Raw genomic sequence first — 26,764 nt, 5'->3', positions numbered from 1 at the left:
TGAGTTATCGTTAAATTGCGTTGCAAGTATATTCCGCGGTCAAGCATCGCTGCAACGGGAGATTAGTAATAAAAAACATTTTCTTATACCCAATCCATTCATCGATGAGTGGGGTAACTGGAATTGTGCGGTGCGATTAGAGCAGGTAACATTGTCTCTTCGTTTTTCCTAACTCAAAGAAGCCTACTTATGTCGTTACCTCCATGTCCATCGTGTCAATCTGAATACGTTTACCAAGATCAAGACCAACTTGTTTGTCCGGAATGTGCCTATGAATGGAACCCGGTAGAAGTCGAAGAAAACAAATTCACGGTAAAAGATGTGAACGGCAAAACGCTGGAAGTAGGAGATAAAGTCACTGCGATTAAAGACCTGAAAGTGAAAGGCAGTTCAATGGTGGTCAAGGTAGGCACCAAGGCCGTGATTAAACGCATTATTGAAGGCAAAGATCACCAACTAGACTGCAAAGTTGATGGTGCCGGTGAGATGCTCATTACAGGCAAGTACGTGAAGAAAGCTTAATTTGCCGGAGCTCTCCCTATAAGGCCAGTGATACATTACTGGCCTATTCACACATCAATTAACATGTCTAAATTCTCGGTTATCTTCTTTTACCTCTGACTAGCTCTATTCAGAATACAAATCTCATCCTCACCCTAGACTATTGTGTAATGAGTGTTATGTTATAACGTAATAAATGATATTCTGGTTATGTGTCATGCCAGCATAACAGAGAGGAAATGGAGTTAGGTTATGAGTGTTGCTGTTGGAGAGTTGGTGGAATTAGACGAGAAGGTTGGAGTACAGCCTGCCCCTATAGTCGTGGTGAACATCCGACAGTACTGACGGACATATACCAAGACCATATTAATATCGCTATTTGGCAGCGCTCATTCGATAGGGAACTGACAGAAGCGATTAGCTCGTTCGTTAACGACAATCTGGGTATCAAAAAGTCTTACAACTTATCCCCTGACAAAGCGTATGAACGACTGGAACGTTCTCTTGGAGATGTCGCCAAGCCGGCACTACTGCAAGATCTTGCGAACTTGGTGGATATGTTCTGCTGCTTATTCGACCTCGGTGCGGTTGGTTTGCGTTTAGCGGTGCTTGATAAAGCGATGTGCCCGCGTTTCCATGTCGATCAGGTGCCTTGCCGTTTGGTTACCACGTATCAGGGAACTGCGACAGATTGGTTGCCTAACGATTTAGTCGACCGCTCAAAGTTAGGGCGGGGTAGTCATGGGTTGTTGGATAGCGAATCAGGCGTGTATCGTCAAAACAATGATATCCATCACTTGAAATCAGGTGATGTCGCTTTGCTAAAAGGTGATCGTTGGGAAGGGAATGAAAACCGAGGTTTGGTTCATCGCTCGCCAGCTGTTCCAGAAGATGGACCGCGTTTATTAGTCACTCTGGATTTTGGTGCATAAAGGCGTTAGGTTAAGCGACTACAGTTTTTTGTTGATTTCTCTCGCTAAATTCACGATAGTTTTGCGGTGTTTTCAAGTTGTTACTCTGTCATGCCTAAACGCCTATTATTGCTTTTCAGCACTCTTTTTCTATCTGCTTGCGCTAATACTGCCTCTTTTCATCGTGACGCCGATGAAATGGTCACTGTTGAGATCGAACATGCGAGAAGCGCAGAGGAGCGGGCAATTGGTTTGATGAATCGCCAAGAGCTTTGCAGTCAGTGCGGCATGCTGTTTGATTTTAATGAAACTCGACATGTTTCAATGTGGATGAAGAACACTCTGATATCGCTGGATATGTTTTACATCTCAGAAGATATGATTGTGACAGAGATATTTGAAAATACCATTCCGCATTCACTGGAAGGCCTAAAAAGTTCTCAGCCTGTTCGCTATGTTTTAGAAACTAACGCTGGTTTTGCCAAGCAGCACAACATTCAGGTGGGTGATAGGCTGGTGTTGCGTTAGAGGTGCGATTCTATACCCATAAAAACAAACGGTAGCCGATGGGAAAGTGAGGCTACCGCTTTTTCATTGAAGATTATGATTGGTCAATGCTTGGCATTAGGCAAGAGCGAACAGTTTCACCCATATATTCGGCAGAAGCGGCCAGCTCACCTTGAACTTCCACATTTTTCAAACCCATTGTATTTAGGTCAGCCAATGAGTAGTACCAACCGTCAGTGGTTTCAGACAGTTGGCAGCGCTTTAGGCTAGTTTGACCGTAAACCGTGATGTTTGGATCAACATCAATTCGACTAAAGAAGATAGTTTCTTTGGCGCGAAGGCGGTTAATGTATTTGAGTAGTTCTTCATGGTCTTTTGGATTGACTGATTGCTTCCAAAGGTCATCAGACTGGCGGGCGCCACCGTGCCAACCAACAAGAGCATCTTTTTTGATGGTGACTTTGTTTGCTGCCGTGATGACATAGTTTGCGCAAGCTGAAAAACAGAGTTGGCTGACTTCGACATCTAAGTTGTTCTCTTTTACGAAGTAACCAAGCTCAATGCCTGATGCGATCTCTCCTCCTGGGCTAGTAATACGAAGTGTCTTAACGGGCGTATCAGACTCCCGAGCAATTCGAATGGCTTCGAGCACGGTTTCGCCAGTGATGATGGCATCAAAGACCAAGGTATCGTCAGTAATCATGACTTTGTGCGCTGGCGGGAACATGGTTTGTGTGGTCTGACAGCCACTCAAAGAAAGGAATATCACCATAAGTGGTAATAACTTGTTCATTATCTACTCTCCATTAGATGCTTGTTTTTGTTCATGTAATTTAATGCAAGATTAATTATTCAACAGATAAATGTTTCGAGTGATAACACAAATTCGGAATTATCAGACTAACTTGGTCCTTTTGTTACTCTGAGGGTGCTAGACAAATGTACTGATTCGTTTCTAAGCTAGTAGTTATACGTGATGAAAGAGTGTTTTTTATGCGAAGCTTGTTGTTGCTTCTTCTTTTCCCTTTATTAGTCTTTCCCACGGCTGCTCTGGCAATTGAACTGCCCGTGGTTGTTGAAGAGAAAGTCTACAATGACTACATCGAATTTCTGGATGGCCGTGACCCGTTGGAAATCAGAGATTTCACTGGCCCGAAAGCAAGGCGAAGTACGGTAGAGATCGTATTGATCCAGCAAGCGTTCTCGTTGGGTAATATGCCCGTTACGTTCAAGTTTGAGTTTGCTCCCGGCGCGGAGCGTATGCGTCGCATGGTGCTTTTGCATGGTTACGCCATGCAGGCCAATACGGTATGGCGAACCGCGGTGAGTGAAAACAGCGATGATCTATGGATTAGCCAGCCATTCATTCGTGATACGGAATTTGAAGCGGGCTTGTACACGATTGCTACTCGGGAAGATTTGCTCAAGTCTGGGGATCAAATACAGCTAGAGATGCTAAAGGCGGTGAGCAGTTCTCATTGGATCAGTGATTGGAATACTCTGAAAGAGCTTCCTTTGAAAGATCTTGTCGATGTTCCTGAATGGCGAACTATGGTCAATATGGTGGCTTACAAGCGAGTTGATTTTTTACTGGCTCCTTTTCAAGTCACTGATGATCTGTCGTTTACCAGTCGTGATTATCACTTCAAGCCAATCGAGGGTGTGAAGCTTGGCCTACGTGGTTCTCGCCATTTTATCATTTCTAAAAACTACCCGAATAGCGAAGCTTTGAATAATGCCTTGAATCGAGGCTTGAGAGTACTTCGTCAGAGTGGCACGATTGAACGAGCACTGAAAGAGAGCGGTTTTATGAATAGCCAAGTCGCAGGTTGGATCAAGCTAAATTAGTTAAACCTGAAATTTCCATCTGCCAATCTGAATAGTCCACTATAATTACAGGGACATTAACGCAGGCCGACTTTCTCGGAGGGTGTATGGAAATCAAAAATGACAGAGGTGACATCGCCCAAATGGCAGATAATCTCACCTTAAAAGAAATAGCTGAGATGGGTTTTACCATCGACTTATGTGATGAAGCATTCGATCCAAGTGAACACTGGCATGTTGAACCCAAGGATCGTTCTAACAGAGACAGCGACTAAGACTCACATAAAGTATCAACGCGACAACCGAGCCATTTTGGCTCGGTTTTTTCGTTTTGAACTGTAATAGTGGATTGGATAAGTAACCTAGAATAGTGAACAGGAATACTTAAGGTGGAGGTAGTGCTTAATTAGGCGTTAACTTTGTCATTTTGGCTGGCGTTTCTCCAAGAATGCGCTCAATCCATCTTGTGCTTCTTTCGAGACTCGAATGCACGCAATTCGTTGTGCGGTTTCCTCAATTAGCTGCTGGTCGATAGGGGAGTTCGATACGTCTTGGATTAGGGCTTTTGGCTTTTTTGATTGCTTTGGGTGAGTTATTTAGTATTTGATTGAGCACTTGGTGTTTCGCATCGTTCAAGTCATCAGAGATGATGTGAACTAAGTTAAGTTTCTCTGCGGTAGTGACATCGAAGGCTTCTGCAGTAAGGAAGTAGCGCCTTGCTTGCGACTCTCCGATTGCTGCAATGACATATGGGCTGATGACTGCGGGGATCAAGCCGATTCGAACCTCACTAAAGCAGAAACTCGCCTTAGAAGTGGCGATAACAATGTCGCTGCACGCGGCTAACCCAACTGCACCTCCATAAGTTGCCCCTTGGATAAGAGTAATAACGGGCATTTGCGCGCTGTTTAGATTGTGCATGAGAGTAGCAAGTTGCATTGAGTCATCAAAGTTTTCTTGCTCGGTGTTATTGACCATCGATTTCATCCAAGTAAGGTCTGCGCCCGCAGAAAAGTGCTTTCCGTTACTGTTTAATATCAGCGCGCGTGCATTATCGCTGTGCGCTTGGTTTATGGCGTCGATTAGCATTTGAATAATAACATCATCGAAGGCGTTGTGAGTCTGTGGGCGATCGAGGGTAATGGTGGCACATCGATTTGAATCAATCTGGTACGCTACACTCAAATTCATTCTCCTTAGCAGTTTTCCCAACGAACCTACTAAAAATATAGAAGAATTTGAGAGAGTTGTAGGAAAGTAAGCCAACGCTGAGCGGACAGTAGTTCAGCATCGGCTTACTTATATTTTAGGTTTCACATCCAAGGCTTTCTCAAGCGAGTCCTTTAACTTGGATTTCTTGGAAGTTGTTCCAAGTGCGTAAATCGCTTCTTAATGGATCATTGTTACCGTTACACGTCAGTCTTATGTGCTGTGCTTCGACACCTTCAAGGTCAAAACCCACAAGGTCTTTCGTGTCTCCAGGGCTACTAACGCTTTTGAGTGGGGTGAAGTTGATGCCATCGCTACTGATTGCGATGTCAACAAAGTACTGTCTAACGTCTCCCTTGGCTTGTGACCACAGGATTTGTGTTAGCGACGCGCTCGCGGCAAGCGTAATGTCGAAGGTGATGCCAGTGCCTTGCGCTACCCATTTGGTGGCAATGTCACCGTCAATTGCCTTCTCAGGTGTACGATCTCGACTACTTTGGGAAGCTGAAACACTATCAATCGTTAGTGTCTGTTCCACTCTATCTGAGCCTAAGAAGCTCAGGTAGCGGCTGGTAAAGGCATTCTCTCTATCAGGAGATAGGATAGGGAAGATGTAATCGACCGCTGTGTCACTGAGCCCAAACCATTTACACAGAGTGGCCGCATACTGCTCTGATGCAATACCTGGAATAAATTTATTACCCCAAGCGTCTTGCCCATCGCGTATGAACTCTGGGTAACGCCCGTAAGCTTTACCGCCATTGACTGGGCCACCGACCACAATTTGATTACTTCCCCAGCCGTGGTCAGTCCCTTGATTACTGTTGTTTTCAATAGTTCTGCCGAAGTCAGACATCGTAAAGGTGACGACGCTCTCTTCTAAACCATCAGCCTGAAGCGAGGCATAAAAAGCACTAACAACCGAATCAATTTGAGCCAGTAATGAATCATGTTTGCCACGTTGGTTGCTGTGATTATCAAACCCACCCATTGAAACGAAATAGACTTGGCGGCCTTGGTTAAGTTGAGTACTCGCCTGAATTAAACGCTTCACCATTCTAAACTGACCACCGAGGTAGCTCGACGGAATAGATTCGTCGGCTGGATATTGATCTAATATGCCAGTTAGTGTGTCCTGAAAATCGTAGATTTCTTGGAATCTATCCAGATAAGCTTGACCAAACACAGAGGTATTATTGTCTGCTAATAGCTTGGTTACGTTGTTATTAACCGAGTTGACCGACAATGGCGACATGGCTCGAATACCTTCACTTGAAAGCTTGAGCTCTGATCCAGTCTGACCGTTTAACCACTCATTTCCGCTAAGCCCCATTGTTGGTGAAACTAATTCACTTCCTGTGGCCAGCACATCCATCATCATGCCTGCCCAACCATAAGGGTGATATTGAGAAGTCTCCCAGCTGCGTTGCCAAGCAAGCTGCTGCTTGTTGTGAGCACCGATGTTGGGTGACCGTTTTACGCTAGAATAATTAGCTTTGGTTGTGGGTTCTAGTAGCGTGCCGACGTTGACACGGTCGTTGCCGCTCCGCTTAGCATGAGCTGAGCCAACTGAGGCATAGAGCCGTTGAGGACGACTTCTTGGCCGGACTCATCCATAAATCCTGGCATAGTCGCGCGCTCAAAATCATAGAGTTGAATACCTGGCCGTGAGTTTTGATAGTTGGTCAGGTTGTTACCGTTGGCAGGCACGAGCATATTGAACGAATCGTTACCGCCGTATAGGAAAAGGCAGACCATCGCTTTGTAATCGCCACTTCCACCTGTCATAGCATTGGCAGGTAACGATAAACTTAATGGTAAGGCTGTTGAGCCCGCAGAGTAGGCCGCTGTCTTTAGGAAATTACGTCTTGAGATTTTCATCGTCGTTACTCCTGTACCATAAAGTTAGGTGAGACAAAGGCCAGATAGATCATGGGTGCTACGGCGTAAGGCTTGTTGTTGCTGTTCTTTGCACTCCATAAGGCTTCTAGTCTTGGTGCTATGTCGGTAGGAAGCTCTCCGTGAAAGAACCGATTGCAGATCAACGTTACCAAGGCGTTATAGTCACCGGCAATATTGGTAAAGTCAGAGACTTGGGGATACAACTCTTGCTTGCTGTTTGAACCTGTTTTGTAGCCGTTATCTTGCACTAACTTCCATGTCAAATTACTCATTTTAATCACTTGATTCCAGTCGATGATCTCAAGCTCCGGCGATGCTAAACCTTGCTCGGCAAGTGCGCCGGGCGGTTGGTGATCTGGAGAATAAAAATTAAAAACGGAAGGGGCACCAAGAGGATATTGATTGAATGTATCTCGATAGAGCAGTGCATCATAAGTGATTAACCCGTTGTTTCCGGGCTTGCAATCTAATGCCCTGCATAGGTGGGTCATGGCGAGAATCGGCTCTCTCAGCTTGGCGCGATGGACGCTGTTTTCTACATCGACTTGTGGGTCGAGAAGTATTGCCGTAATCACCTCGCCAAGGTTACCTCGGGTTTGAATAAACACATTCGCGACTCTTTGCACATACTCTGGAAGAGGATTGGAAGTCACAAAGCGTTGAATGAGAAATTTACTGATAAAAGGAGCGGTGTTGGGATGGTTGACCAAAATATCCAATACGGTGTCGAGTTCTTGCTCAGCGCTAAGCCCGGCAGGCACCGATTGCCCGAGAATGGTTTTGGCATTTTGGTCGTGATAAGTATCATCCGCGACCATGGGTTCAAGCATACTGCCGTTGCTCATGAACCAGCCAGTGAACACTCTCGCCATGTTTTCAATGTCGGTATCATCGTAGGTCGCTATTGGCAGGCCATCTGTATCCAACTTCTTGGTGCCATCTAGGTTAAGCTCCTCTAGGCCAATGGTGAAGAGTTGCATCACTTCACGGGCGTAGTTTTGGTCTGGGTTTACACCAGTTTCCGATTTGGGCAGATTGCCCACCATGGTGAGAAAGTGGCCCATTATGGGTGAGCGAGTAACATGGTAGAGCAAGGTTTTATAATCGCTGAACGCATACTTAGTGAGTAGATCATAATAATTGGCGACCCCTTCAGGGTAAGGGGCGAGTTGAGCGTCTCTGTCATTGACCACGACGATCTGGCTTAAGGCGAAGGCCATACGCTGTCTGAGTTGAGCGCCGCTCCAAAAAGCGATATCGAACCAGGCGCCCACGCGCATTTCTTGGGTTGATTCAGTTTCTCCGCGTTGTGATTTTTGGTATGCCACTCTGTCCGTATGTACGGCGAAAGGGGCGGTTAATTGTTGTTCTAGCCAAGCCTGTTTGCTGTCTAATGAGAGTAGGTCGTCAACATCTTGAGGACGAACCCCCATTGTTGCTAAGTCTAGGAAACGTGAAGCCTGTTTGTAGGTCAAGTTTTCCATAGTGACTCCTTGTAATTGTTCATTTTGACGTTTTAAGCCGACAATTTTCGACTCAGTATCAGATTAGTTGCATTTTTGAGAATGGCGTTAATTTCATTGCTCGAAGTTTATAAAATCAAGCAAATGTGAAGGGCAAGAAATGCTGTTTTATTTTGAGTCAGTCTGATCTTGAAGATTTTTACATGGGTGGGTAGGAGAATGGTTATAGATAAAACTGCTCAGAACGACCAAAATAAATTATTGGTCTAAATTGATATGCAACTGAGCGGGAGGCGAGGTGAAAAAATGAGGTCTATACTTTTGGCCTTTTGTGTTTCTGAATAGAGTAGAAACACCAAAAAATTTGGCCACTTAATGATTACTTATCGTTAAGTGGCCAAAGTAGAAATGCTTTGTTCTGGGAGTTAGCTAGAAGCGAGCTTTAAGAACTGTTTTTCGAGTTTACGCTGAATCTTGTCCTGCTTTTTCTGTATTTTTGCGAGCTTTTTAATACGCTTTTTATGACTTTTCTTCTTACTGAGCGGCTTAAACTTAGTCACGTTGCTTGGCGCTGTTTCTAGGTCATTGTCAGATGAACCATCTGAGGAGGCTTTGTTGTTGCTAGCAACTATTCCAGAAAAATCATCGAAGTACTGTACGCCGACACCAACGGCTTGATCTAAAGAAGCATCGTTTGCAGAATCAGGTTGCGGCGCTGGCTTAACAGCGTTAACAACCAGAGCTTTAGGCTTGCAGACTTGGTTCGCCATCGAGGTAATGCGAGAGCACGCTTGGCAAACATAGTACTCGCTAGTCGCTGAGTTTTGCACTTCTCCAATATTACTTCGAAGTTCTCGCCTTGGGAGTTTGCACAATGTTTTTGCCATGAGTGACTACCTTAGTTACAGCTTATTTAACTGGGTGTTCGTTACAATTATAGGGTGTTTTCTTAGGAACTATCTTAGGAGCTATCTTAGGGCCTAAGCTCGGCTTTCTTTCTCGATCGCATCTTCCTGTTTGATAACCTTGTGGCCGTCTTCGGTCACGCCCTGTTTCCAATAACTACTGATGTAGATATTGTCTCGATCTACATTTTTGTCGTTACGGAAGTATTGACGAAGTGCTCGCATATCATCGAATTCAGAGGCACTCCATACAGAAACCTCGCCTTCTAACCAAGTTAAACTCTTTACCTTATCTGACAGAGAGTCATTGCCTGTAATCCAGAGAACTTCAAGTCCTTCAGGTGCTTCAATTTCGACAATATCCGCTTCGTCAATCACTTTAATCACGGCGTAGCCTTTAGCATCGCTTGGCAGCTCTTTCACCTTGGCAGATAGAGCTGGAAGAGCTGTCATATCAGCAACCATCATGAACCAATCTGCTTCGAGGTTATGACTCTTTATTGTGCCAGGACCGCCAACATGAATAGTGTCACCCGGTTTCGCATTCATTGCCCATTTGGCGGCAAATCCTGATTTGTCGTCGTTACATTCGTGTCGAACAAAATCAACGTCCATGGTTAATGCAGCAGAATCAAAAGAGCGAATCGTGTAAGTGCGCATGACTGGACGATTTTCCGGAGAGTAGCCAGTTAAGTCTGTTCCGCCGTTGTGATTAAACAGGAGTTTGATGTAACCGCCAGCGCAATGAGTAGGGTAGCGTTCAAGCTCATCGCCAGATAATTGAATGCGCTGCATGTTCGCAGATATCTGGGTTGAGGAGTTGACCGTAAGCAGGATAGGCACTGGTTTTGACATGTTACAACTTGGTTAATGAGTATTCTTATCATTTAGATTACCACAAATTTGTTTGGAGAAAAGGGGGACGAACACACTTTTGTTTGCCAGTTTAGAGGGCCAATCAGGAACATAAATGCTAACTGTTTGTGAAATATAAAATTTAAATAGATCTGGCGTGCTAACTTATTTATTAATTCAATTCCTTGATCAAGAATAAATAAGATTAAAAATGAAAGTGTAAATGATATTGATTCCCATTAGTGATGAGTGTAATGTTGCACGCTCAGAATATCTGGATGATTAAGGACTTAAATATGACTAACGTGCTAAAGAGCGTAATGCGATTAGCAGTGGCTTGCGCGGCATTAGTGACAATGAGCACTCAAGCTGCATCTATCACTATCGAGCACTTCAAGGGAACAACCACTTTTGAACAAGTACCTCAAAGAGTTGTGGTACTAGGAAATGGTAGTTTAGACGTGTTGGATCGCATTGGTGTTCAGCCTGTTGGCGCACCGCACTCTTTATTACCTAGTTACTTAAGTGAGTACAAAACGTCGACCACAAATACAGGTTCAGTGGGTGAACCAGATTTTGAAGCGATTTTCACTCTTAAACCTGATGTCATCATTGCAGAAAACCGTATGCTGCGTCTTTACGATGAGCTAAACAAAATCGCTCCAACAGTTATGTTCTATGTGGACAACGGTCAGTATTGGCAAGATACGCAAGCTAACTGGCGTATGCTAGGTAAGCTATTCAATAAAGAGCAAAACGTAGAATCTTTAATTGCTGAAACACAAGCTCAGCTTGACGATGTGTCTAGCAAAGTGGTGAAAGAGCAACTGAATGCGCTGATGGTGATGAACAACGGCAACAATGTTGCGATGTACAACAAGGGCAGCCGTTTCTCTATCGTTTTTGATGATTTCGGTTTTGCTGAATCAACCAGTCAAAATGTAGCGCCTATTGAAGGTGCGCACGGCAACCTTATCTCTTTTGAATACATCTCAGATGCAAAGCCAGAAGTGATGTTTGTTCTAGACCGCGAACAGGCGATTGGCCGAGGCGAGGGTAAAGCGAAGGCTCTGTTTAACAACACGCTAGTGAACTCTACGCCAGCAGCTCAGAACAAGAAAATTGTCTACATCGATTCAAACGCATGGTACATCTCTGGTGGCGGTGTGACTGCGACTCAAACCATGATCAATGACGTAAGTAAAGCGGTTAATTAATCCCCCTATAAATCGAATCTGGCCAAGCTTTTGGCCAGATTCTCATAATAAAACCACTATATCAGTTTCTTATTTTCCATTGGGCAATCAATGTTTTCCTTTCAATCACTCTCTGCTTTTGTACTTCTTGCCTGCCTAGCATTCACTTCGCTGGTTTTAGGAGTTGCAGATGTTTCTATTGCTGGCTTATTTCAGGGTGACGAACATGCTTACACAATCTTTGTCGTAAGCCGACTTCCGAGACTCATTGCCATTATTCTTGCTGGCGCTGGTTTAAGCGTTGCAGGTTTAATCATGCAGCAGATCGTTCAAAACCGATTCGCTTCACCATCGACCGTTGGCACTATTGACTGCGCTTTGTTTGGCTATGTCATGGGCTCATCTTTTTAGGTGGTGACAGCCAGTGGGCGCACTTAGGTTTTATCTTCACTTTCTCTGTCGCTGGTACCTTGCTGTTTGTTCAGTTTTTGCAGCGGTTGAAATTTAAGAACGCGGTACTCGTTCCTTTGATCGGCATTATGTACGGTAATGTGATTTCGGCACTCACCACCTTTATCGCTTACAAGTTTGATTTAGTTCAGACCATGTCTTCTTGGACGACGGCGAACTTCGCGAGTGTGTTGCAAGGAAACTATGAAATCTTGTACCTCGCAATTCCTGCGTGTCTGCTGGCTTATTTCTTTGCGCAGCAGTTCAGCGCTGTAAGTGTTGGAGAGAGTTTTGCTAAGAACATCGGCCTTAACTATCAAAAAATTGTCTTTATCGGTGTGATGTTGGTGGCGGTGAGTTCTTCCGCGGTTGTGATGATCGTGGGCGTTATTCCTTTCTTGGGCCTCATTGTTCCCAACGTCGTTTCGTTGTTTATGGGCGATAACATGAAACGCATTTTACCGTGGACAGCCTACTGGGGTGTCGTGTTGGTGCTGGCTTGCGACATATTGGGCCGCGTGATTATCTTCCCTTATGAGATGCCAATCTCAATGATCATCAGCATCTTTGGTGGTGCTCTATTTATCTACCTAGTTTTAAGAGATAGAGCCAATGCGTGATATCAACAAAATATTTCTATTGATCGTTGCTTGTGTGGGTATTATCGGTTGGTTTATAGGCCAAGGCCTGACAATGGATAACTACCAGTTCTTCTTGTCTCGTCGAATTCCAAAAGTACTGGCGATAGTTTTAGCAGCAGTTGCGATCTCTGCTTCCTCGTTGGTATTTCAGACCATCACCAACAACCGTATTCTAACACCATCAATCCTTGGTTTTGATGCCCTGTACACCATGGTTCAGGTTTTGATTGTGGTTATTTTCGGCAGTACGAGTTTCTTGGTCGTGAATGCAATGACCAACTTTGCGCTCTCAACGGGCGTGATGATTGGCTTCTCTTTACTGCTATTCCATTTCTATTTTAAGCGACAAGACAGCAATGTGTTTACTTTGCTATTGATTGGTATTGTTTGCGGAAGTCTGTTTAGCAGCGTAACCAACTTTATGACCATGCTAGTGGACCCAAGTGAGTTTACGGCCATTCAGGATGCTATGTTTGCAAGCTTTAATAACATCAACGCCAAATTGGTTTATTGGAGTTTGATTCCTCTCTCTATTTGTTTAGCGTTACTATTTTACTACTCATCGCAGCTTGATGTGCTTTGGCTTGGTATCGATAATGCAACAAGCTTAGGGGTAAACACTAAACAGCTCACTCAACGCATTATGATCCTGATTACCGTGATGATCGCGATCTCCACCGCATTGGTGGGGCCGGTACTTTTCTTTGGCTTAATCACTGTGAGCTTAACGCGTGAAATCTTTAAGAGTTACCAACACCGATTCTTGATCATTGCCAGCAGCTTGCTAGCGGTATTCTTGTTGGTTACTGGCCAATGGTTTGTTGAAAAGGTTCTGGCTTTCCAAACCACAATCAGTGTGATTATTAACTTAGTTGGGGCAGCTATTTCTTGTTCCTACTCATGAGAAACCGAATTAACTAGCATGATTAAATTAACCGGATTAAGTAAACAATATGGCGGTCAGTTTGTTGTAAAAGACGCAGATGCGCTTTTTCCAAAGGGGGAAGTCACCTCCATCATTGGCCCAAATGGTGCAGGTAAAAGTACCTTGCTTTCAATGGCGAGCCGCTTAACCGAAAGCGATGCGGGCGAAGTGGTGATTGGCGATAAGCTACTTGCACAATGGGATACCAAAGAGCTCGCAAAGCGCCTATCTGTGCTGCGTCAGTCGAACAACATCAACATGCGCTTTACAGTTCGAGAGCTCGTGTCGTTTGGGCGCTTTCCTCATTCTCAAGGTCGATTGACCGAAGAAGACGAACGTGTCATTGACCAAGCACTAGAGCACCTTGGCATTGTTGAAATTCAAGATAAATACCTAGATCAGCTCAGTGGTGGTCAGCGTCAAATGGCCTTCATTGCGATGGTGGTTGCACAAGACACAGAGTATGTCTTCTTAGATGAACCGTTAAACAATCTTGATATCAAACACTCTGTAGAAATCATGTCTGTTCTAAAGAGATTGGCGCATGAGTTGAATAAAGCCGTTGTCATCGTGATTCACGATATTAATTTTGCCTCTTGCTACTCTGATAACATCGTTGCGATGAAAAAAGGTGAAGTGATTAAAGCAGGCAAAGTAGACGAAGTGATTCAAAAAGAGGTGATGGAAGCGATTTATGAGATAGCATTTGACGTTCGCGAAATCGATGGCGTCAAAGTGTGTCTCTACTATCGTGGTTAGATTGAATTGACCTTAATTTATTTGCCCAACCAATGTTGGATGGTATCAGGCATAATGGATTTTTCTCATTTTTAATTTGTCGCTATTGTTTGTGAGAACGCGTCGCAAATACTTGGTTAAAAGCCGTTTTTTGAGATGGCTTTGAGTTGCAAAAAAGAAGACTTCCGGTAACATTCCGGTACTTGAATGATAATTCTTATCATTTGTTGAATAGCTTAACGTATGGTTATAAAAGTGTTGAAACCTGTGAAATTTTTGAAACCTTGCTTAGCAGTCATGCTGGCAAGTTCTGTCAGCTCAGTTTGGGCATCAGACTTACAAAATGCTGCGAACGTGACTGAAAAAAGTCATGCAAATTCGGCGAAAAGTCAGCAACGTATTGACGCAAGTTCGGAAAAAACGCTAACCATGCGCGCCGAGATCGAGCAGCTAGAGCAAGAGATTAAAAACCTTGAAGTTTACCGCGACCACTTGACCGCACTATTGGCGAATCAGGAAGAAGAAGTGGTGAGCTTTGAGTCGCAGATTGATGAAATTCAAGATACTCGTCAAGGCGTGGTGCCGCTGATGTATCAAATGATTGATGCACTGGCTAGCCATATTGAACAAGACGTTCCAATTCGAGTGGAAGCACGCAACAACCGTGTATCTGGCTTGCAAGCAATGATGTCTCGCGCAGATGTAAGTGATGCTGAAAAATACCGTCGAATTCTAGAAGCTTACATGATTGAAATGGACTACGGCACTAAGATCGCCGTTTACCAAGGCAATATTGAATTCGAAGGTCAGCAGCTTGATGTTGAAAAATTCTACCTAGGTCGCTTGTCTTTATTGGCTAAGAGTTCAAATGGTGCGCGTTACTGGTCGTGGGATCAAAGCCAAAACGAGTGGCTTCTGGTTGATGCAAAAACTCATAAAGATCTAGAGCAAGCGTTCCGTCTTGCAGATAAGCAAATTGCTCCAACCCTACTTACGCTTCCTGTGTCTCTAACTTCTGCGGAGGTGAAATAAATGACTCAGCTAATCAACAAGCTATCTTTATCTTCTGCTCTAGCAGTGTTATTGGTGTTGAGCCTCTATCGGCAACGGCCAATACTGAGCTTACTAGTACCGCAAAAGCTCACGCAGTAGAGCAAACTCAACATGATCGTAAACGTGAATCTGGCTTCAAGCTAACCGAGAAAGAATTTGCTCAATTAAAGAAAACACTTGAGCAAAAGAAGAAAGCGCTAGAAGAAGAGAATACTCGCCTTGCAGAGACTTTTTCTGAAAACGAAGATCGCCTGACAAGGCTAGAAGAGCAGCTTCGTTTAGAAACGGGCAGCTTGGGTGAAGTCTTTGGCGTGGTTCGCCAAACGGCCAAAGAGCTTGAAGGCGAGCTAGAGCAGTCGGTAACCTCTGCGGATGCCCAGCAATATCGTGAGTTGGTTGATGAAATTACCGAAGCAACCACGCTGCCTTCAATGACCCAGCTAACCGGTCTATGGAAAGCACTGGAAGAACAGATCACGCAAGCGGCCAAATCGCTCAAACAACTGTGCGTTACATCGATGGTGACGGACAAGCAACAGATAAAAGTGTCGCTCGTTTAGGTAGCTTTGGGTTAGTTGATGAACAAGGCTATTTGCAGTGGAACAACGACAAGTTAGAAGCAAAGCACTACGTTAAGCAGCCAGTGAACCCGCCAACTTTATCTGTGGCTGACAAGCTTTCGGCAGGTAGTGTTGAGATGGTGACTCTCGATCCCTCTCGCGGCTTCCTTTTAGAGCAACTTGCTTTAATGCCAACGCTGGCAGACCGCTTTGAAGCGGGTGGGGTGGTTGGTAAGATCATTCTGGGTTTGCTGACAGTCGGCCTATTAATTGCCTTGGTTCGTGGTATTAGCCTATTGGTGACAAAAGGCAAGATTCGCAAGCAGCTTAAAAAACCTGCAACGCCAACTAACAACCCTCTAGGCCGTGTGCTGTCAGTATACGAGCAAGACAAACATCGCAGTGTGGAAGCGCTAGAGCTTCGACTGCTTGAAACCGTGGTTGATGAGCAAGCAAGCCTAGAGAAAGGTCTCTCTATGTTGAAGCTTCTTGCTGCTTTAGCGCCGATGCTAGGTCTACTGGGTACGGTAACTGGTATGATCGAGACCTTCCAGGTGATCACTCAATTTGGTAATGGCGATCCTAAAGTGATGGCGGGCGGTATCTCAATGGCGCTAGTGACCACAGTACTAGGCCTTATCGCAGCGATGCCACTACTACTGGCTCACAACGTATTGAGCAGCCAAGCAGAATCGATTCGTAATATTCTTGAAAAACAAGGTATTGGTTTAGTGGCTGAACAAGCTGAGTCGGAGCAAAAGTCTCAATCTAAACCGCTTAAAGTGGCAGAGAGCGCAGCCTAATGAGTAGCCTTTTCGATTTGCTCCCTATGGCGTTAACTCAGAGTGACATATCTGTGTCACTCATGAGTTTTATGCAGCAAGGCGGCCAAGTCTTATGGTGGCTCGCGGCAGTCGTTGCGGTATCGCTCATGCTTGTGATTGAACGCATTCTTTACTTGGTCGTGAGCTTTCCTAAGCAAAAAGCCCAGTGGATCGCGAACTGGCAGCAGAGAGACGATCACAGTACTTGGTTTGCTCGCTCCATCCGAGAGGGTTGGTTAGCGCAGGCGAATCAGAGCCTGTATCAGAATCTTAACTTCATCAAAGTTCTCGTCGCGATTTGCCCAATGCTTGGCTTATTGGGCACGGTTACGGGGATGATATCTGTATTCGATGTGATGGCTACTCAAGGCAGTAGCGATCCAAAGTTGATGGCCTCGGGCATTTCGCTAGCTACTTTGCCGACGATGGCAGGAATGGTAGCGGCGTTAACGGGTATGTTCTTACATGCGCGTTTATTTAAGGCCTGTCAAAAACGTGAAATTCATTTAGAAAAATCTTTAAGGAGTCGTCAATGAGACTCGGTAGACGTCAGCATAAGCAAGATGAGGCTCAAGTCGATTTGACCTCCATGCTTGATATCGTATTCATCATGTTGATTTTCTTCATTGTGACGAGTTCATTCGTGCGTGAGTCAGGTGTGGAAGTGAATCGCCCACAAGCTTCTAACGTAGTGAGCCAAAAAGATGCCGGTATCTTCGTTGCCATTACTTCATCGAACGATATTTACATTGATAAGCGCGTTATCGACGTAGAGCGCGTGCAAGCCACTTTGGAACACTTGCTCCTTGATAAGCCAGATGCATCTTTGGTTATTCAGGCAGACGAACATGCTTTCAGCGGAACGGTGGTTAAAGTGATGGATGCAGCGAAAGGGGCAGGTGTCGTCAACATTGCATTGGCGGCAGAGAAGCAATAATGACGCGATTTTTATTAGCCCTACCTCTAGCTCTTGGCGCGACATTAAGCTTGTTCCTGTTCATGTCTTGGATGGTGGATACAAGTGGAAAACGCGCGCTAGAAGAGAGTGAAGGGGTAAGCTTCAATATGGTGATGGTTGAGAATGAGCAGGACTTAACGCGCCGCAAACGAACAGCGCCTGAAAAACCTGTTGCACCGGAAGTACCAGAGCAAGCACCAGTATCTGAAACAGAGCAAGTGGTGACGGATCTGAATATGGTCGATCAACCGTTTCTGGACTTAGACACCAGCATTGACGGGCTTGCGATTAATGCTCCTTCGGTGATGGACTTTGCAGTAAACCAAGAGGTGATGCCACTTTACCGCGTTGAGCCGCGTTACCCCGCAAAGGCGCTCAAACGTCGTGTTGAAGGTTATGTCATTATGTCATTCACAATAGATGAAACGGGCAAACCAGACGATATTGAAGTGGTGGAAGCGAATCCAAGACGAATGTTTGAGCGAGAAGCGGTTCGAGCGTTGAGAAACTGGAAGTATCAACCCAAGTGGTAGGTGGAAAGGCGGTACGCCAGCCCAATCAGACTGTTAAGCTGGAGTTCCAAATCGAGAAATGATCACATTTAACTCTATAGTTTCGAAGCTTGTCCCCGTTGGTTTAGCTTTGGGTATCACGCTAGTTTCAATACCGACCTTCGCCAAAAATGAACTATCTCGCTACTCTGCTTCGCGCGTGATGCAAGCCAATGAATTGGCGCAGAATGATGACCTAACTGGCGCTATTAAAGTCTTAAGCGACATCGACACCACACGTCAGTACGATCAAGCCATCATTGCGCGCATGCTCGGGGTGTTTTATTGGCAAAATGGCCAAAGTTCTAAAGCGATTGAACAGATTAATATAGCTGTTGAGTCAAGATTACTCGACGATGGTCAGCGCTGGTCAACGGAAAAAATGTTGGCGGATCTATTGTTATCAGAACAAAGATATCGTGAAGCCCTGACTCACTACCAAAATTTGCTGTCCTATTCGCAGGTGTTTTCTACAGTAAACAAAGACGAGTCAGACAAGCAGCTTCACCAATCAACATCTGATGTTAAGCTGCGTATCGCGCAATCTCATTATCAGCTAGAAGATTGGCCTTCGTCGATTAAAGCTGTGGACAATTTGCACAAGTATACGCGTAATCCAAATGTCTCAACATTATCGATTAAGCTAGGCTCGCAGCTTCAACTCTCTCAATGGAAGAGTGCTATTCCAACAATCGAGCAGATCATTGAGCTTGATACCAAGGAGGTTAAGTGGTGGCGTCAGCTTGTTTCGCTTCAGCTTAAGCTCGGGCGAGAGAAACAGGCGTTAAGTAGCCTAGTCCTGATTGAGCAGCAAAGATTAGGGCTCAACGACCAAGAACGTTATCTGATTGCTCAACTCTATGCCAAGCGTGGTATGCCTGAAAAAGCAGCACGTCAGATATCGACGTTGGATGATGCAGAAACCGATACAAAATTGTTGAAGCAACAAGCGAGCTATTGGCAACAAGCTAAAGAGTGGAACAAAGCCACGCAGACATGGTTGAAATTGGCTAAGGTAGAAACGGAATATTACTGGAATGCTGCGCAAATCATGCTGCAAGAAGGTCAGTACGAACGAGCTCTTAATACTCTAAAGAATGTGGATGGAAGAGCAGAGCAAGTCGCTTTGGCTAAAACTCGTGCATTCTATAAGTTAGAGCGACTGGATGATGCTTTATATCAAGCGAAAAGAGCCAATAATATTGAACCTTCTAATCAGGCAAACAACTGGATCCAATATCTCACTCAGCTTCGCCAAATGCGATAGCTTGAAGGATCTTAGTAAGATGTATAAACGCCGTCTATCTCAGATAGACGGCGTTTTTATAGGTTCATCGCGGAGAGGCAACTGAGATAACCTCAATGTTCAAGGTTTACCCGTTTGTTGTGCACTTAATGTCAACAAACCAACTCAATTAATCAAACCCATAGAGTTTAATTACCGCAAAGCCTTTTTCTTGCACAGCTGGAATGAATTTTGTGTATTGCGCGCTGAAATGATCAGTTTTTCTGTAAGTTAACGGAAATGGAAGTGAGCAAAAAATTCGGTGAACTTATCTGCAAAGAGCACAGTTTTAGATGAACCTATATTTAATTTTGGTCTTTGGCAATAAAAAAGGCTTTACCCTAGTGTAAAGCCTTTGAACCATATCGGGTTAATTGCTCGTTAGAACGCAGCGTTAATCGAGAACTTAAAGCGACGCTCATCACCGTAGTGTACATCGGTTAGTACGCCATTGTTGTCTACAGAGCTGCCGCCTGAGCCAACGAAATACTCTTTGTCGAACAAGTTTTCAATGTTGAAACGGAAGTCCCAAGTTACATCACCGCTTTTCACCTGATGAGAGGCACCAGCATCGAAACGAGTGTAGGCATCCATTTTGATAGTGTTGCCAGTATCTGCCCAACGATCGCCTTGGTAAATCATACCCAAGTTAAGCGCTGTGTAGTCGGTTACAGAGTAGCGAGTCCAAACTGAGCTAGACCATTCAGGAACGTTAGTTGGTGTTTTACCTTTTAGATCTTGGTCGTGTTCTGTGTATTCGGCGTCTAGATAAGTTGCAGTTGCCATCACGAACCACTGGTCACCGATGCGGCCTTGTGCGCCCGCTTCGGCACCGCGATGGCGTTGCTTACCACCTTGAGTCGTAATCTGCTCGTTATTGCTGTCATAGTCGTCTATCAGGATGTTTGATTTCTCGATATCGAAAATAGCACCAGTTAGCATCAGGTCGTTGTCAAACAGTTCCCACTTTGTGCCGAGTTCGTACTGACGGCTCTCTTCTGGATCGAAGCGAACAAGCGTTCCATCGCTCAGTACATCTGCAGAAAGCGGAGTGAAGCTTTCAGAGTAGTTCGCGTAAATTGAACCGTTGGCCGCAGGATGATAGATGATACCGAATTTCGGAGAGAACGCAGAAGCATCGCCAACGCCTTTGGCTTCAACATTGCCATCTGCGTCTAGGTCATCTTCGTAATTCTTATCAAAGCGGATACCAGCCAACAGTTGCCATTGGTCGTTGATGGTCATTAAGTCGTGCGCATACACGCCGTAATACTGGCTTTCACTACGAACACGGCGTGCAGTCGCATCTGCATCGAAATCTGGGTAAGACGGCGTTCCTTGGCCTGGTACGATGGTTTGCGTGTTCGCATTGATGCGATGTTGGCTGTATGTTGACAGCTTGCCGTTCACCCCAAATAGAGTTTGGTGCTGCATACCCAATGCAGAAAAATCACCGTTTAAATCAACATGGAAAGTGTGATGTTTCCATTTGTCGTGACGATCGAACGGCTTGACGACGTAAGTTCCGTCTGTTGCGGTGGTGGACGTCGAACCAGGCAATGAATCGAAGCGATGGCGACTCATTTCTTGGTAGTTGTAGCTTGTGCTAAGTGTCCAGTCATAGTTGATGAAGTAAGTAAAATCAGCGCCGATGTTTTCTACTTCATTATCAATGAAAGCCCAAGACATATCTCTAATGAGGTCTGGGTTACCAATGACATTGCCTTCAGAATCTAACCAAGCGCCACTGTCTAGCTGAGCTTTATCATGAGTACGTTCATAGTGCGCAGACCAAAGTCCCCAATCTGAAATATCGCCTTCCACAACCACGTAGCCCAAGAAACGGTCGCGTTCTTGGTTTGAGCCGTCTGCAAACGTACGGCTTGATTCTGTGTCTTGCTTTACCATCACGGTTCGGCCGCGAAGTGTGCCAGATTCATTGAGCGAACCCGAGGCATCAATGTGGTATCGGGTACCACCTAGGTCATCGATGTCAGTCCCAACGTTCACCATGGATTCGTGAGTAGCTTTTTCGTTACCATGTTGATCAAACCACCCGGCTCAGATTGGCCATATAGAAGTCCTGAAGGGCCTTTTAGTACTTCAATGCGCTCTAACGTCTCAATAGGCTGCATGTAGTGGGAGAACTGCGGGTGACCATCACGTAAGTAACCGGTTGAAGAACTCAATTCAAAACCACGTAGCGTGAACACTTCGCGGTTCCACTTTTTAGTCCCCGGACTAACGCTAGAGTCATTCGTCAAAGCGTCACCAAGCGTTGTTGCAAGTTGCTCGTCGAGTACAATTTCTGGGATAACACTGACCGATTGAGGTGTCTCTAAAAGTGTCGCGTCGGTGCGCATTGCGCCAACGGAAGTGTCGACCTTATAGTCGGTAAAGCTTTGACCCGTCACCACGATAGTTTCATCTGTTTTAACGTCACTCTGCGCAATGACCATGTTTGAAAATAGTGCCCCTGCGATTGCAGTGCTAACAGCTGTTAGCTTGAAATTCATGGAATACTCCTTACTTTTCAGTACTTTCCATTTGTTTGTGTAATGCAAATGATATTAATTCGCATGCACATTATCATGTTTTTTAGAAAGGTAAATATTTATTTCAAAAATAGGGCTATTCGGATATTTAGTCGCCAGTTCAAGAGGTTAATGAATGGTTAGTCAACCGTTAACCAAACTGCGCGTTACTGACGAATGTGTCGGGCTCTACCTATTTAATCGGATTCGATATAGAGTCTTGATGTTAGGGGAAATTGGAGTAGGGACGAGCAATGACTGCTTGGGTCACGGATATTCAACAAGTGCTAAATCAGGCACAAAACGAAACGAACGCCACTGCGATGAAATCGTATATGCGCGATCAGTTTGAGTTTTTGGGAATTAAATCGGCGTCAAGGCGAACACTAGTAAAAGGACATTTTGCTTCTGATAAATTGCCACCTCTTGCGGAAGTTCGAGAGTGGTTGATGAACTGTGGGCATTGCCAGAGCGTGAGTACCAACTGGTCGGCATCGATTTACTGATCAAGGTTAAAAAGAAACTGCCCGCGACCCTATTTGAAGACGTTGAGCGATGGGTCACGACCAAATCTTGGTGGGATACCGTTGATTTTCTCGCAAGCCATATTGTGGGTATGCTTGCGCTTAATTACCCTCATGAGGCAGAGCACTACATTCAAAAATGGCGAGGCTCTGAGAATATTTGCTTCGCCGCACCACCATTTTGTTTCAACTAAAATACAAACATCAAACCAATGTTGATCTACTTTTTGCGTTGATTGTTGAGAATAAACATGACAAAGAGTTCTTTATCCAAAAAGCGATTGGTTGGTCTTTGCGTGAATATTCGAAAACCGATGCACCTAAAGTAATTGAGTTTATTAAACACGCCCAGATTAATGGTCTAGCGAAACGTGAAGCTCTTAAATGGGTCAACGCTCAGAGCCAATTCAGGGTGGCGGCATTACTGTAGAATTGACCTATGAGAACTGGTGGTTGTCAAAAGCTGTCTAGTAACCATAGCTTGACCTGATCCTTAGCGATTTCAGAGCCTGTGATAGTAACAAGTTCAAGTTTCATCGCTTCATGCATGGAAAGCTGTCCTTCTAATATGGAACCGAAAACACTAAATTCGCTGAGTATTATCACATCCTCTTCTACAGGTGCTGTTTCTCTTTGATAGTTGTCAAAGAAACGAAATGAATGTCCGCTAATCGTAGAGTAGTGTCCTTGAAGTACTTGATAGAATGTTATGTCGATATCGGGTTTGTTTTTGGCCTTCTGAGCTAATTGCCAATTAAGAATCGTCTCAGGTTTGTCTCGTGTTGAAATGGTTCCATGCTTCTCGGCCAAGGCGACATTGGAAAGTGTGGTGAGTAACCCAGCATGTGACGGTAGTTGAATACCAAATCCACCATGAAAGTTACAAGCAGTACTGACTGAAGACAACAGTAAGGCTGCGAAGAAAAGAGTAAACTTGAGTTTCATGATTGCCTCATGTAGGGATGTATGCATCCCCTTAGATTAGGTATTTGTTATGAATTTGATTTATCTTACGATTAGCTTGAGCTCTTCACGTGGCGTAGGCTTTTCGAATGCCGCCATGAAGATTTGGAAAGATTCCATGCTGCCTTTGCTAAAGTTGAATTCACCTTCTTGAATCGCTTTACCAAGTACGGCGTTAGCCCATCTTTTGCAGCGAGTAGCTGATTGAGCAGTTCGCGCGTGGTCTCTACAACCGTAGTGCTCTCATCAAGAACCTCGGTGTGCAGTTCTGCAACACCACGGCGGATCTCGAAAGTGAAGGCTTCATTTGTGTCAGTGAAGCGGATCGCTGTAGAGAAGTGCTTATCTACGACGTCTTCTGCTTTCAAACGTACAGTCATCATGTCCATGATATTGAGCGTTGGAAGCTCACGAAGCACTTCATCACTGGTAAACTCAGCACCCGTTTCAAAGTCTAGATTATTTTGCAATTCACCTACGGCAGTCATTGCCCAGTTACGCCAGTTTACGTTGAACTGCTCGTAGCCCCATTGACGGTAAGCGTCCGCTTTCAAGTTACGTGCTTCGACATCCTCAGTGTTTATTGTGATCACTGGCGTTAGTATTTCAGCTGCAAATGTAAAGTCGCCATTCTTGATGTACTGTTCTGCTGCTTTAAGAACTGCGTCGCGACCACCCATAAGCTTGACTGTTTCTTCAGCGCGACGATCGTATTGCATTGGCTCAAGTTGCCAAGGGTCTGCATGGTAGAAACCGATGTAATTACTGTATTGCTGCTGCACAGCGTGTGAAACAGTGCCGTAGTGTTCCCCAAGCCAAGGGTGCTCAGCTAGGTGCTTTGGCAGCTTAACGGCTTCAATCATTTCAAATGGTCGGTAGCCATGGTTAATGTAACGAACGGATTGGTCATGAGTATATTGTATTGCATCACGGTAAGCGGTCAGTACGTCAGAAACATACTCTGCGCCCTCTACAGGACGGCCGTGGGCGTTGACCATGATTTCAGCAGGGAACTGACGCATTTGGTCGATACCACGGTACCAAACTTCAGCATCACGAGTTTTTGTTCCGCGTATGGTATGCAGGTTAGGGAAGTTCTCCCCTTGCAGCACTTCAGCAGCGTGGAGGATCTTTTGATCAGGTAACCAAGCGACAATCTCATCATTGGTTTCAGAAGGAACGTAATGAAGCTCAATATTCAGGCCTGGAATACTTACATCCAACACGTCTGCAAAAGTGTCAGTAGGTAAGATAAACCCAATATGCCCAACATCGAATTGTGAGCCTAAAGCTGAGTTAATCGAACCATAGGGACCAATTCCTGAAAATGATGCAGCCGTGTAGGAGGTACGGTGACCAAGAATATTACCTACGTTGGATGACCAATTAGCGACAGCAGCCACAAGTGTATCGTGGGCATAGATTTTCACTTCGCCAGCGTCAACATCTTCTTGATCGACCCATCCCCGCACACCTGCGATGTGGTCAATGTGGTTATGGGTATAGACAACACCAACTATGGGTTTAGTAATCCCTGTGACTTGGCGAAAAACGTCATGAGTTTCTGTTCCGTGCTCAGTAGTTTCACCCGGGTCGACAACGATCAGTCCGTGGTCACCTTCGAATACTACTGGTGCTGTGATACCGTAGCCGTAAATCATATATGTATTATTATCGACTTGTATAACAGCTTGATCCATTTTACGTGAGTGCTCAGTTAGCTTTGGATGTACGCGGTCATCATTTTTTGTGTAGGCCTTATTCTTACCGTTGCGGTCGATCACCTGGATCCGTTCACCTTCTCCAAAAAAAAAGGTTCGACTCATGCACGGTTAAGGCATTCGCTGATGTCACGGCACCCGCAATCGCAAGTCCAAGTAATGTTTTTACTAATTTCATTGTCACTCTCTTGTCGGTGAGTTATTGGAACAGAGCAACTGTAAAGAAGATTTGAGATAAACAACATTGACCTATGATTACCTTTGAGATAAGTTTTATTTACCTCGTGGATTGAACACTACTTGCAGTAGAGGAAAGCGTATGAAATTTAATGGATTTGACCTTAATTTATTTAAAGCTTTTATTAAGGTGATTGAAACAGGAAGTTACGCGGCGGCTGCGGAAGTATTGGAAATATCACCACCAGCCGTGAGCCTTGCCATGGGACGCTTGCAAAAAGCGCTGGGTAAAGAGTTGTTTATACGCGGTAACAGTGTGATACAGCCCACCTCAACGGCTCTAGCTTTATATGATAATGTACGAGGTGAATACCTTGCATTAGAACGAGTGGTGAATGCATTTGAAGAATTCACACCAGACTCATCTGCATTTCATTTTACCCTTTCAGTGCCAGAAGAACTTAATCCTACTCTACTTAAATACCTACCATTGGAAAGTAATCAACAGTTAACGTTTTCTTTGGTTGAACAAGCTCTCGATGAAGACTCAGCCATTAGTGGTTTGAGATCTCGTAGGGTGGATCTTGCGGTAGATAGCCATCTATTGGAAGACTTTGGACTAGAAAGTGAGCTTTTGTTTGAGGATGAAATTGTCATCGTAGTTTCTAATCATAACAGCCAAATTGGAAGTACGATGACATTAGAACAGTATCAAGAACTTCCTCAAGCAGTATTAAATGTTAGGCGCAATAATAAACGTGCGTTAGAGATGTTTTTAGATTCTCCGGTTAAGATTGAGCGCAATGTGGCTCATGAAGCAAGCTCTCTAGTGACAAGCATGTTGGTAGCCAGTAGCACTGAGTTATTCTGTCATACCACTCGTCGGTTAGCTAATCAGTATAAAGATGCCCTATCATTGCGTGTTTTGGAAGTTCCAATTGAACTCAAAAAAATCCCTTTTTATATGTACTGGCACAAGTCGAATAGCTCAATAGCAAGCCATCAATGGTGTCGAAAGCGATTAAAGCAGATTATTGATTCGAGCGTTGCACATTAAGTTACTTGGATATAAAAAATGATTGATATGGACACATATCAAACGAGTAGAGTGAGAAACATGTTAGAAATTGAATTTAACCAAGGGCCTTTGTCCGATAGTTATCAAGCTCAGTTGAAGGTTGGCTTTGAGTCGCACAGTGAAGTTCAACAAGCGCCTCCCTACGTCAAAGAAAATGTGAATTGGACATTGGTTAATGAGCAGGGGAAACTTATCGCCGCGTTAACCGCTAATCTACTGTGGGACTGGTTATATATTGACGAGCTCTGGGTTGATGAAAGTTGCCGTGGTACAGGCATGGGCAAGCAGTTAATGGCCAAGGCAGAGGAGTACGCTGTAGATAAGGATCTCTCAGGACTTTGGCTGTGGACGCAAAGCTGGCAAGCGCCAGATTTCTATAAGAGCCTAGGTTTTGAAGAGTTTACACGATTAGATAACTTCCCAGTCGGCCACAGCCGAATTGGGCTAAGAAAAACATTCACCGACTAAAATTATTTGTCTTAAGGCTTCTACATGGGCTGTCTCTT

General features: G+C 44.7%; 25 protein-coding genes and 5 pseudogenes. 19 read left to right on the top strand and 11 right to left on the bottom strand.

Going from position 1 to position 26,764, the window contains the following annotated elements; translation table 11 throughout:
• The first annotated feature begins 189 nt into the window (after nt 1-189).
• From UA76_RS08365 to UA76_RS08355, 3 genes are all read left to right on the top strand, one after another.
• Nucleotides 190-522, top strand: coding sequence for a zinc ribbon domain-containing protein YjdM (locus UA76_RS08365; protein ID WP_047044856.1), 333 nt, complete (start codon nt 190-192; stop codon nt 520-522).
• Nucleotides 523-740: 218 nt separating this feature from the next.
• Nucleotides 741-1,433: a DUF1826 domain-containing protein gene (locus UA76_RS08360; protein ID WP_084705490.1), complete on the top strand. Its 693-nt coding sequence runs from the start codon at nt 741-743 to the stop codon at nt 1,431-1,433.
• Between the two features lie 90 nt (nt 1,434-1,523).
• Nucleotides 1,524-1,940, top strand: coding sequence for a DUF192 domain-containing protein (locus UA76_RS08355; RefSeq protein WP_047044853.1), 417 nt, complete (start codon nt 1,524-1,526; stop codon nt 1,938-1,940).
• Nucleotides 1,941-2,013: 73 nt separating this feature from the next.
• Here the strand turns inward: UA76_RS08355 and UA76_RS08350 are convergent, their stop codons facing one another.
• Nucleotides 2,014-2,712 (bottom strand): hypothetical protein, encoded by a 699-nt coding sequence (locus tag UA76_RS08350; protein ID WP_047044850.1) that lies wholly within the window; start codon nt 2,710-2,712, stop codon nt 2,014-2,016.
• Nucleotides 2,713-2,912: 200 nt separating this feature from the next.
• Here UA76_RS08350 and UA76_RS08345 point away from each other — a divergent pair, with 200 nt between their 5' ends.
• Both UA76_RS08345 and UA76_RS24055 read left to right on the top strand, forming a co-directional pair.
• Nucleotides 2,913-3,767, top strand: coding sequence for a hypothetical protein (locus UA76_RS08345; protein WP_238322225.1), 855 nt, complete (start codon nt 2,913-2,915; stop codon nt 3,765-3,767).
• A gap of 86 nt (nt 3,768-3,853) precedes the next feature.
• Nucleotides 3,854-4,021, top strand: coding sequence for a hypothetical protein (locus UA76_RS24055; protein ID WP_202906924.1), 168 nt, complete (start codon nt 3,854-3,856; stop codon nt 4,019-4,021).
• Nucleotides 4,022-4,259: 238 nt separating this feature from the next.
• Here the strand turns inward: UA76_RS24055 and UA76_RS08340 are convergent, their stop codons facing one another.
• The 6 genes from UA76_RS08340 to UA76_RS08320 all read right to left on the bottom strand — a co-directional run bounded on the left by UA76_RS08340 (nt 4,260) and on the right by UA76_RS08320 (nt 10,080).
• Nucleotides 4,260-4,931: an enoyl-CoA hydratase-related protein gene (locus UA76_RS08340; protein WP_238322224.1), complete on the bottom strand. Its 672-nt coding sequence runs from the start codon at nt 4,929-4,931 to the stop codon at nt 4,260-4,262.
• 145 nt (nt 4,932-5,076) lie between these two features.
• Complete coding sequence (locus tag UA76_RS08335; RefSeq protein ID WP_238322223.1) at nt 5,077-6,336, bottom strand: DUF1501 domain-containing protein; 1,260 nt, start codon at nt 6,334-6,336, stop codon at nt 5,077-5,079.
• A 128-nt stretch (nt 6,337-6,464) separates the two neighbouring features.
• Complete coding sequence (locus UA76_RS24550) at nt 6,465-6,836, bottom strand: twin-arginine translocation signal domain-containing protein (RefSeq protein ID WP_238322222.1); 372 nt, start codon at nt 6,834-6,836, stop codon at nt 6,465-6,467.
• 5 nt (nt 6,837-6,841) lie between these two features.
• The gene (locus UA76_RS08330) at nt 6,842-8,341 is read right to left on the bottom strand and encodes a DUF1800 domain-containing protein (RefSeq protein ID WP_047044848.1); all 1,500 of its coding nucleotides are present in this window, start codon (nt 8,339-8,341) and stop codon (nt 6,842-6,844) included.
• A gap of 404 nt (nt 8,342-8,745) precedes the next feature.
• Nucleotides 8,746-9,207 carry a hypothetical protein gene (locus UA76_RS08325; RefSeq protein ID WP_047044845.1) on the bottom strand — a complete coding sequence of 154 codons (462 nt, stop codon included), beginning with the start codon at nt 9,205-9,207 and terminating at the stop codon, nt 8,746-8,748.
• 93 nt (nt 9,208-9,300) lie between these two features.
• Nucleotides 9,301-10,080, bottom strand: a complete 780-nt coding sequence (locus UA76_RS08320) for a siderophore-interacting protein (protein ID WP_047044842.1) — start codon at nt 10,078-10,080, stop codon at nt 9,301-9,303.
• A 278-nt stretch (nt 10,081-10,358) separates the two neighbouring features.
• Between UA76_RS08320 and UA76_RS08315 the strand changes: the two genes are divergently transcribed.
• From UA76_RS08315 to UA76_RS08270, 10 genes and pseudogenes are all read left to right on the top strand, one after another.
• Nucleotides 10,359-11,297 (top strand): siderophore ABC transporter substrate-binding protein, encoded by a 939-nt coding sequence (locus UA76_RS08315; RefSeq protein ID WP_047044955.1) that lies wholly within the window; start codon nt 10,359-10,361, stop codon nt 11,295-11,297.
• A gap of 90 nt (nt 11,298-11,387) precedes the next feature.
• Nucleotides 11,388-12,346 (top strand): annotated as a pseudogene (locus UA76_RS08310) (ABC transporter permease).
• Nucleotides 12,339-13,288 (top strand): annotated as a pseudogene (locus UA76_RS08305) (iron chelate uptake ABC transporter family permease subunit). Before UA76_RS08310 ends, UA76_RS08305 begins: the two co-directional pseudogenes overlap by 8 nt.
• A gap of 1 nt (nt 13,289) precedes the next feature.
• Nucleotides 13,290-14,051 (top strand): iron ABC transporter ATP-binding protein, encoded by a 762-nt coding sequence (locus UA76_RS08300; RefSeq protein ID WP_047044838.1) that lies wholly within the window; start codon nt 13,290-13,292, stop codon nt 14,049-14,051.
• A 246-nt stretch (nt 14,052-14,297) separates the two neighbouring features.
• Nucleotides 14,298-15,062 carry a DUF3450 domain-containing protein gene (locus UA76_RS08295; protein WP_202906922.1) on the top strand — a complete coding sequence of 255 codons (765 nt, stop codon included), beginning with the start codon at nt 14,298-14,300 and terminating at the stop codon, nt 15,060-15,062.
• A 29-nt stretch (nt 15,063-15,091) separates the two neighbouring features.
• Nucleotides 15,092-16,446 (top strand): annotated as a pseudogene (locus UA76_RS08290) (MotA/TolQ/ExbB proton channel family protein).
• The gene (locus UA76_RS08285; protein WP_047044832.1) at nt 16,446-17,003 is read left to right on the top strand and encodes a MotA/TolQ/ExbB proton channel family protein; all 558 of its coding nucleotides are present in this window, start codon (nt 16,446-16,448) and stop codon (nt 17,001-17,003) included. The pseudogene UA76_RS08290 and the gene UA76_RS08285 overlap by 1 nt, the downstream one beginning before the upstream one ends.
• The gene (locus tag UA76_RS08280) at nt 17,000-17,404 is read left to right on the top strand and encodes an ExbD/TolR family protein (RefSeq protein WP_047044830.1); all 405 of its coding nucleotides are present in this window, start codon (nt 17,000-17,002) and stop codon (nt 17,402-17,404) included. Before UA76_RS08285 ends, UA76_RS08280 begins: the two co-directional genes overlap by 4 nt.
• A pseudogene (locus UA76_RS08275) lies at nt 17,404-18,020 on the top strand (energy transducer TonB). Before UA76_RS08280 ends, UA76_RS08275 begins: the two are co-directional and overlap by 1 nt.
• Nucleotides 18,017-19,243 carry a tetratricopeptide repeat protein gene (locus UA76_RS08270; RefSeq protein ID WP_047044827.1) on the top strand — a complete coding sequence of 409 codons (1,227 nt, stop codon included), beginning with the start codon at nt 18,017-18,019 and terminating at the stop codon, nt 19,241-19,243. The pseudogene UA76_RS08275 and the gene UA76_RS08270 overlap by 4 nt, the downstream one beginning before the upstream one ends.
• A gap of 399 nt (nt 19,244-19,642) precedes the next feature.
• Here the strand turns inward: UA76_RS08270 and UA76_RS08265 are convergent, their stop codons facing one another.
• Together UA76_RS08265 and UA76_RS25180 are read right to left on the bottom strand one after the other, a co-directional pair.
• Nucleotides 19,643-21,274 (bottom strand): TonB-dependent siderophore receptor, encoded by a 1,632-nt coding sequence (locus tag UA76_RS08265; protein ID WP_202906921.1) that lies wholly within the window; start codon nt 21,272-21,274, stop codon nt 19,643-19,645.
• Nucleotides 21,268-21,777 (bottom strand): TonB-dependent siderophore receptor, encoded by a 510-nt coding sequence (locus UA76_RS25180; protein WP_202906920.1) that lies wholly within the window; start codon nt 21,775-21,777, stop codon nt 21,268-21,270. The genes UA76_RS08265 and UA76_RS25180 overlap by 7 nt, the downstream gene beginning before the upstream one ends.
• 272 nt (nt 21,778-22,049) lie before the next feature.
• Here UA76_RS25180 and UA76_RS24545 point away from each other — a divergent pair, with 272 nt between their 5' ends.
• Both UA76_RS24545 and UA76_RS25430 read left to right on the top strand, forming a co-directional pair.
• Entirely contained in the window at nt 22,050-22,301 is a 252-nt protein-coding gene (locus UA76_RS24545; RefSeq protein ID WP_337588522.1) for a DNA alkylation repair protein, read from the top strand.
• Nucleotides 22,238-22,749: pseudogene (locus tag UA76_RS25430) on the top strand (DNA alkylation repair protein). The gene UA76_RS24545 and the pseudogene UA76_RS25430 overlap by 64 nt, the downstream one beginning before the upstream one ends.
• Before the next feature lie 26 nt (nt 22,750-22,775).
• Here the strand turns inward: UA76_RS25430 and UA76_RS08255 are convergent.
• Nucleotides 22,776-23,264 (bottom strand): hypothetical protein, encoded by a 489-nt coding sequence (locus UA76_RS08255; protein WP_047044825.1) that lies wholly within the window; start codon nt 23,262-23,264, stop codon nt 22,776-22,778.
• Between the two features lie 71 nt (nt 23,265-23,335).
• Nucleotides 23,336-25,066: an alkyl sulfatase dimerization domain-containing protein gene (locus UA76_RS08250; protein WP_052771992.1), complete on the bottom strand. Its 1,731-nt coding sequence runs from the start codon at nt 25,064-25,066 to the stop codon at nt 23,336-23,338.
• A 256-nt stretch (nt 25,067-25,322) separates the two neighbouring features.
• Here UA76_RS08250 and UA76_RS08245 point away from each other — a divergent pair, with 256 nt between their 5' ends.
• Together UA76_RS08245 and UA76_RS08240 are read left to right on the top strand one after the other, a co-directional pair.
• On the top strand, nt 25,323-26,237 hold the full coding sequence (locus UA76_RS08245; RefSeq protein ID WP_047044823.1) for a LysR family transcriptional regulator: 915 nt from the start codon (nt 25,323-25,325) through the stop codon (nt 26,235-26,237).
• A 60-nt stretch (nt 26,238-26,297) separates the two neighbouring features.
• The gene (locus UA76_RS08240) at nt 26,298-26,726 is read left to right on the top strand and encodes a GNAT family N-acetyltransferase (protein WP_047044953.1); all 429 of its coding nucleotides are present in this window, start codon (nt 26,298-26,300) and stop codon (nt 26,724-26,726) included.
• Nucleotides 26,727-26,764: the final 38 nt, after the last annotated feature.

This window comes from Vibrio mexicanus (assembly GCF_001012815.1).
Classification (GTDB): Bacteria; Pseudomonadota; Gammaproteobacteria; order Enterobacterales; family Vibrionaceae; genus Vibrio; species Vibrio mexicanus.
The sequence above is the reverse complement of the archived record's forward strand: the minus strand, read 5'-3'. Positions and strand labels throughout refer to the sequence as shown.

Bases quoted from the DNA above. Each gene is read 5' to 3' on its own strand.
- UA76_RS08365 (WP_047044856.1), top strand. From the start codon at position 190: ATGTCGTTACCTCCATGTCCATCGTGTCAATCTGAATACGTTTACCAA.
- UA76_RS08360 (WP_084705490.1), top strand. From the start codon at position 741: ATGGAGTTAGGTTATGAGTGTTGCTGTTGGAGAGTTGGTGGAATTAGA.
- UA76_RS08355 (WP_047044853.1), top strand. From the start codon at position 1,524: ATGCCTAAACGCCTATTATTGCTTTTCAGCACTCTTTTTCTATCTGCT.
- UA76_RS08350 (WP_047044850.1), bottom strand. From the start codon at position 2,712: ATGAACAAGTTATTACCACTTATGGTGATATTCCTTTCTTTGAGTGGC.
- UA76_RS08345 (WP_238322225.1), top strand. From the start codon at position 2,913: ATGCGAAGCTTGTTGTTGCTTCTTCTTTTCCCTTTATTAGTCTTTCCC.
- UA76_RS24055 (WP_202906924.1), top strand. From the start codon at position 3,854: ATGGAAATCAAAAATGACAGAGGTGACATCGCCCAAATGGCAGATAAT.
- UA76_RS08335 (WP_238322223.1), bottom strand. From the start codon at position 6,336: ATGATGATGGATGTGCTGGCCACAGGAAGTGAATTAGTTTCACCAACA.
- UA76_RS24550 (WP_238322222.1), bottom strand. From the start codon at position 6,836: ATGAAAATCTCAAGACGTAATTTCCTAAAGACAGCGGCCTACTCTGCG.
- UA76_RS08330 (WP_047044848.1), bottom strand. From the start codon at position 8,341: ATGGAAAACTTGACCTACAAACAGGCTTCACGTTTCCTAGACTTAGCA.
- UA76_RS08325 (WP_047044845.1), bottom strand. From the start codon at position 9,207: ATGGCAAAAACATTGTGCAAACTCCCAAGGCGAGAACTTCGAAGTAAT.
- UA76_RS08320 (WP_047044842.1), bottom strand. From the start codon at position 10,080: ATGTCAAAACCAGTGCCTATCCTGCTTACGGTCAACTCCTCAACCCAG.
- UA76_RS08315 (WP_047044955.1), top strand. From the start codon at position 10,359: ATGATTAAGGACTTAAATATGACTAACGTGCTAAAGAGCGTAATGCGA.
- UA76_RS08300 (WP_047044838.1), top strand. From the start codon at position 13,290: ATGATTAAATTAACCGGATTAAGTAAACAATATGGCGGTCAGTTTGTT.
- UA76_RS08285 (WP_047044832.1), top strand. From the start codon at position 16,446: ATGAGTAGCCTTTTCGATTTGCTCCCTATGGCGTTAACTCAGAGTGAC.
- UA76_RS08280 (WP_047044830.1), top strand. From the start codon at position 17,000: ATGAGACTCGGTAGACGTCAGCATAAGCAAGATGAGGCTCAAGTCGAT.
- UA76_RS08270 (WP_047044827.1), top strand. From the start codon at position 18,017: ATGATCACATTTAACTCTATAGTTTCGAAGCTTGTCCCCGTTGGTTTA.
- UA76_RS08265 (WP_202906921.1), bottom strand. From the start codon at position 21,274: ATGGTGAACGTTGGGACTGACATCGATGACCTAGGTGGTACCCGATAC.
- UA76_RS25180 (WP_202906920.1), bottom strand. From the start codon at position 21,777: ATGAATTTCAAGCTAACAGCTGTTAGCACTGCAATCGCAGGGGCACTA.
- UA76_RS24545 (WP_337588522.1), top strand. From the start codon at position 22,050: ATGACTGCTTGGGTCACGGATATTCAACAAGTGCTAAATCAGGCACAA.
- UA76_RS08255 (WP_047044825.1), bottom strand. From the start codon at position 23,264: ATGAAACTCAAGTTTACTCTTTTCTTCGCAGCCTTACTGTTGTCTTCA.
- UA76_RS08245 (WP_047044823.1), top strand. From the start codon at position 25,323: ATGAAATTTAATGGATTTGACCTTAATTTATTTAAAGCTTTTATTAAG.
- UA76_RS08240 (WP_047044953.1), top strand. From the start codon at position 26,298: ATGTTAGAAATTGAATTTAACCAAGGGCCTTTGTCCGATAGTTATCAA.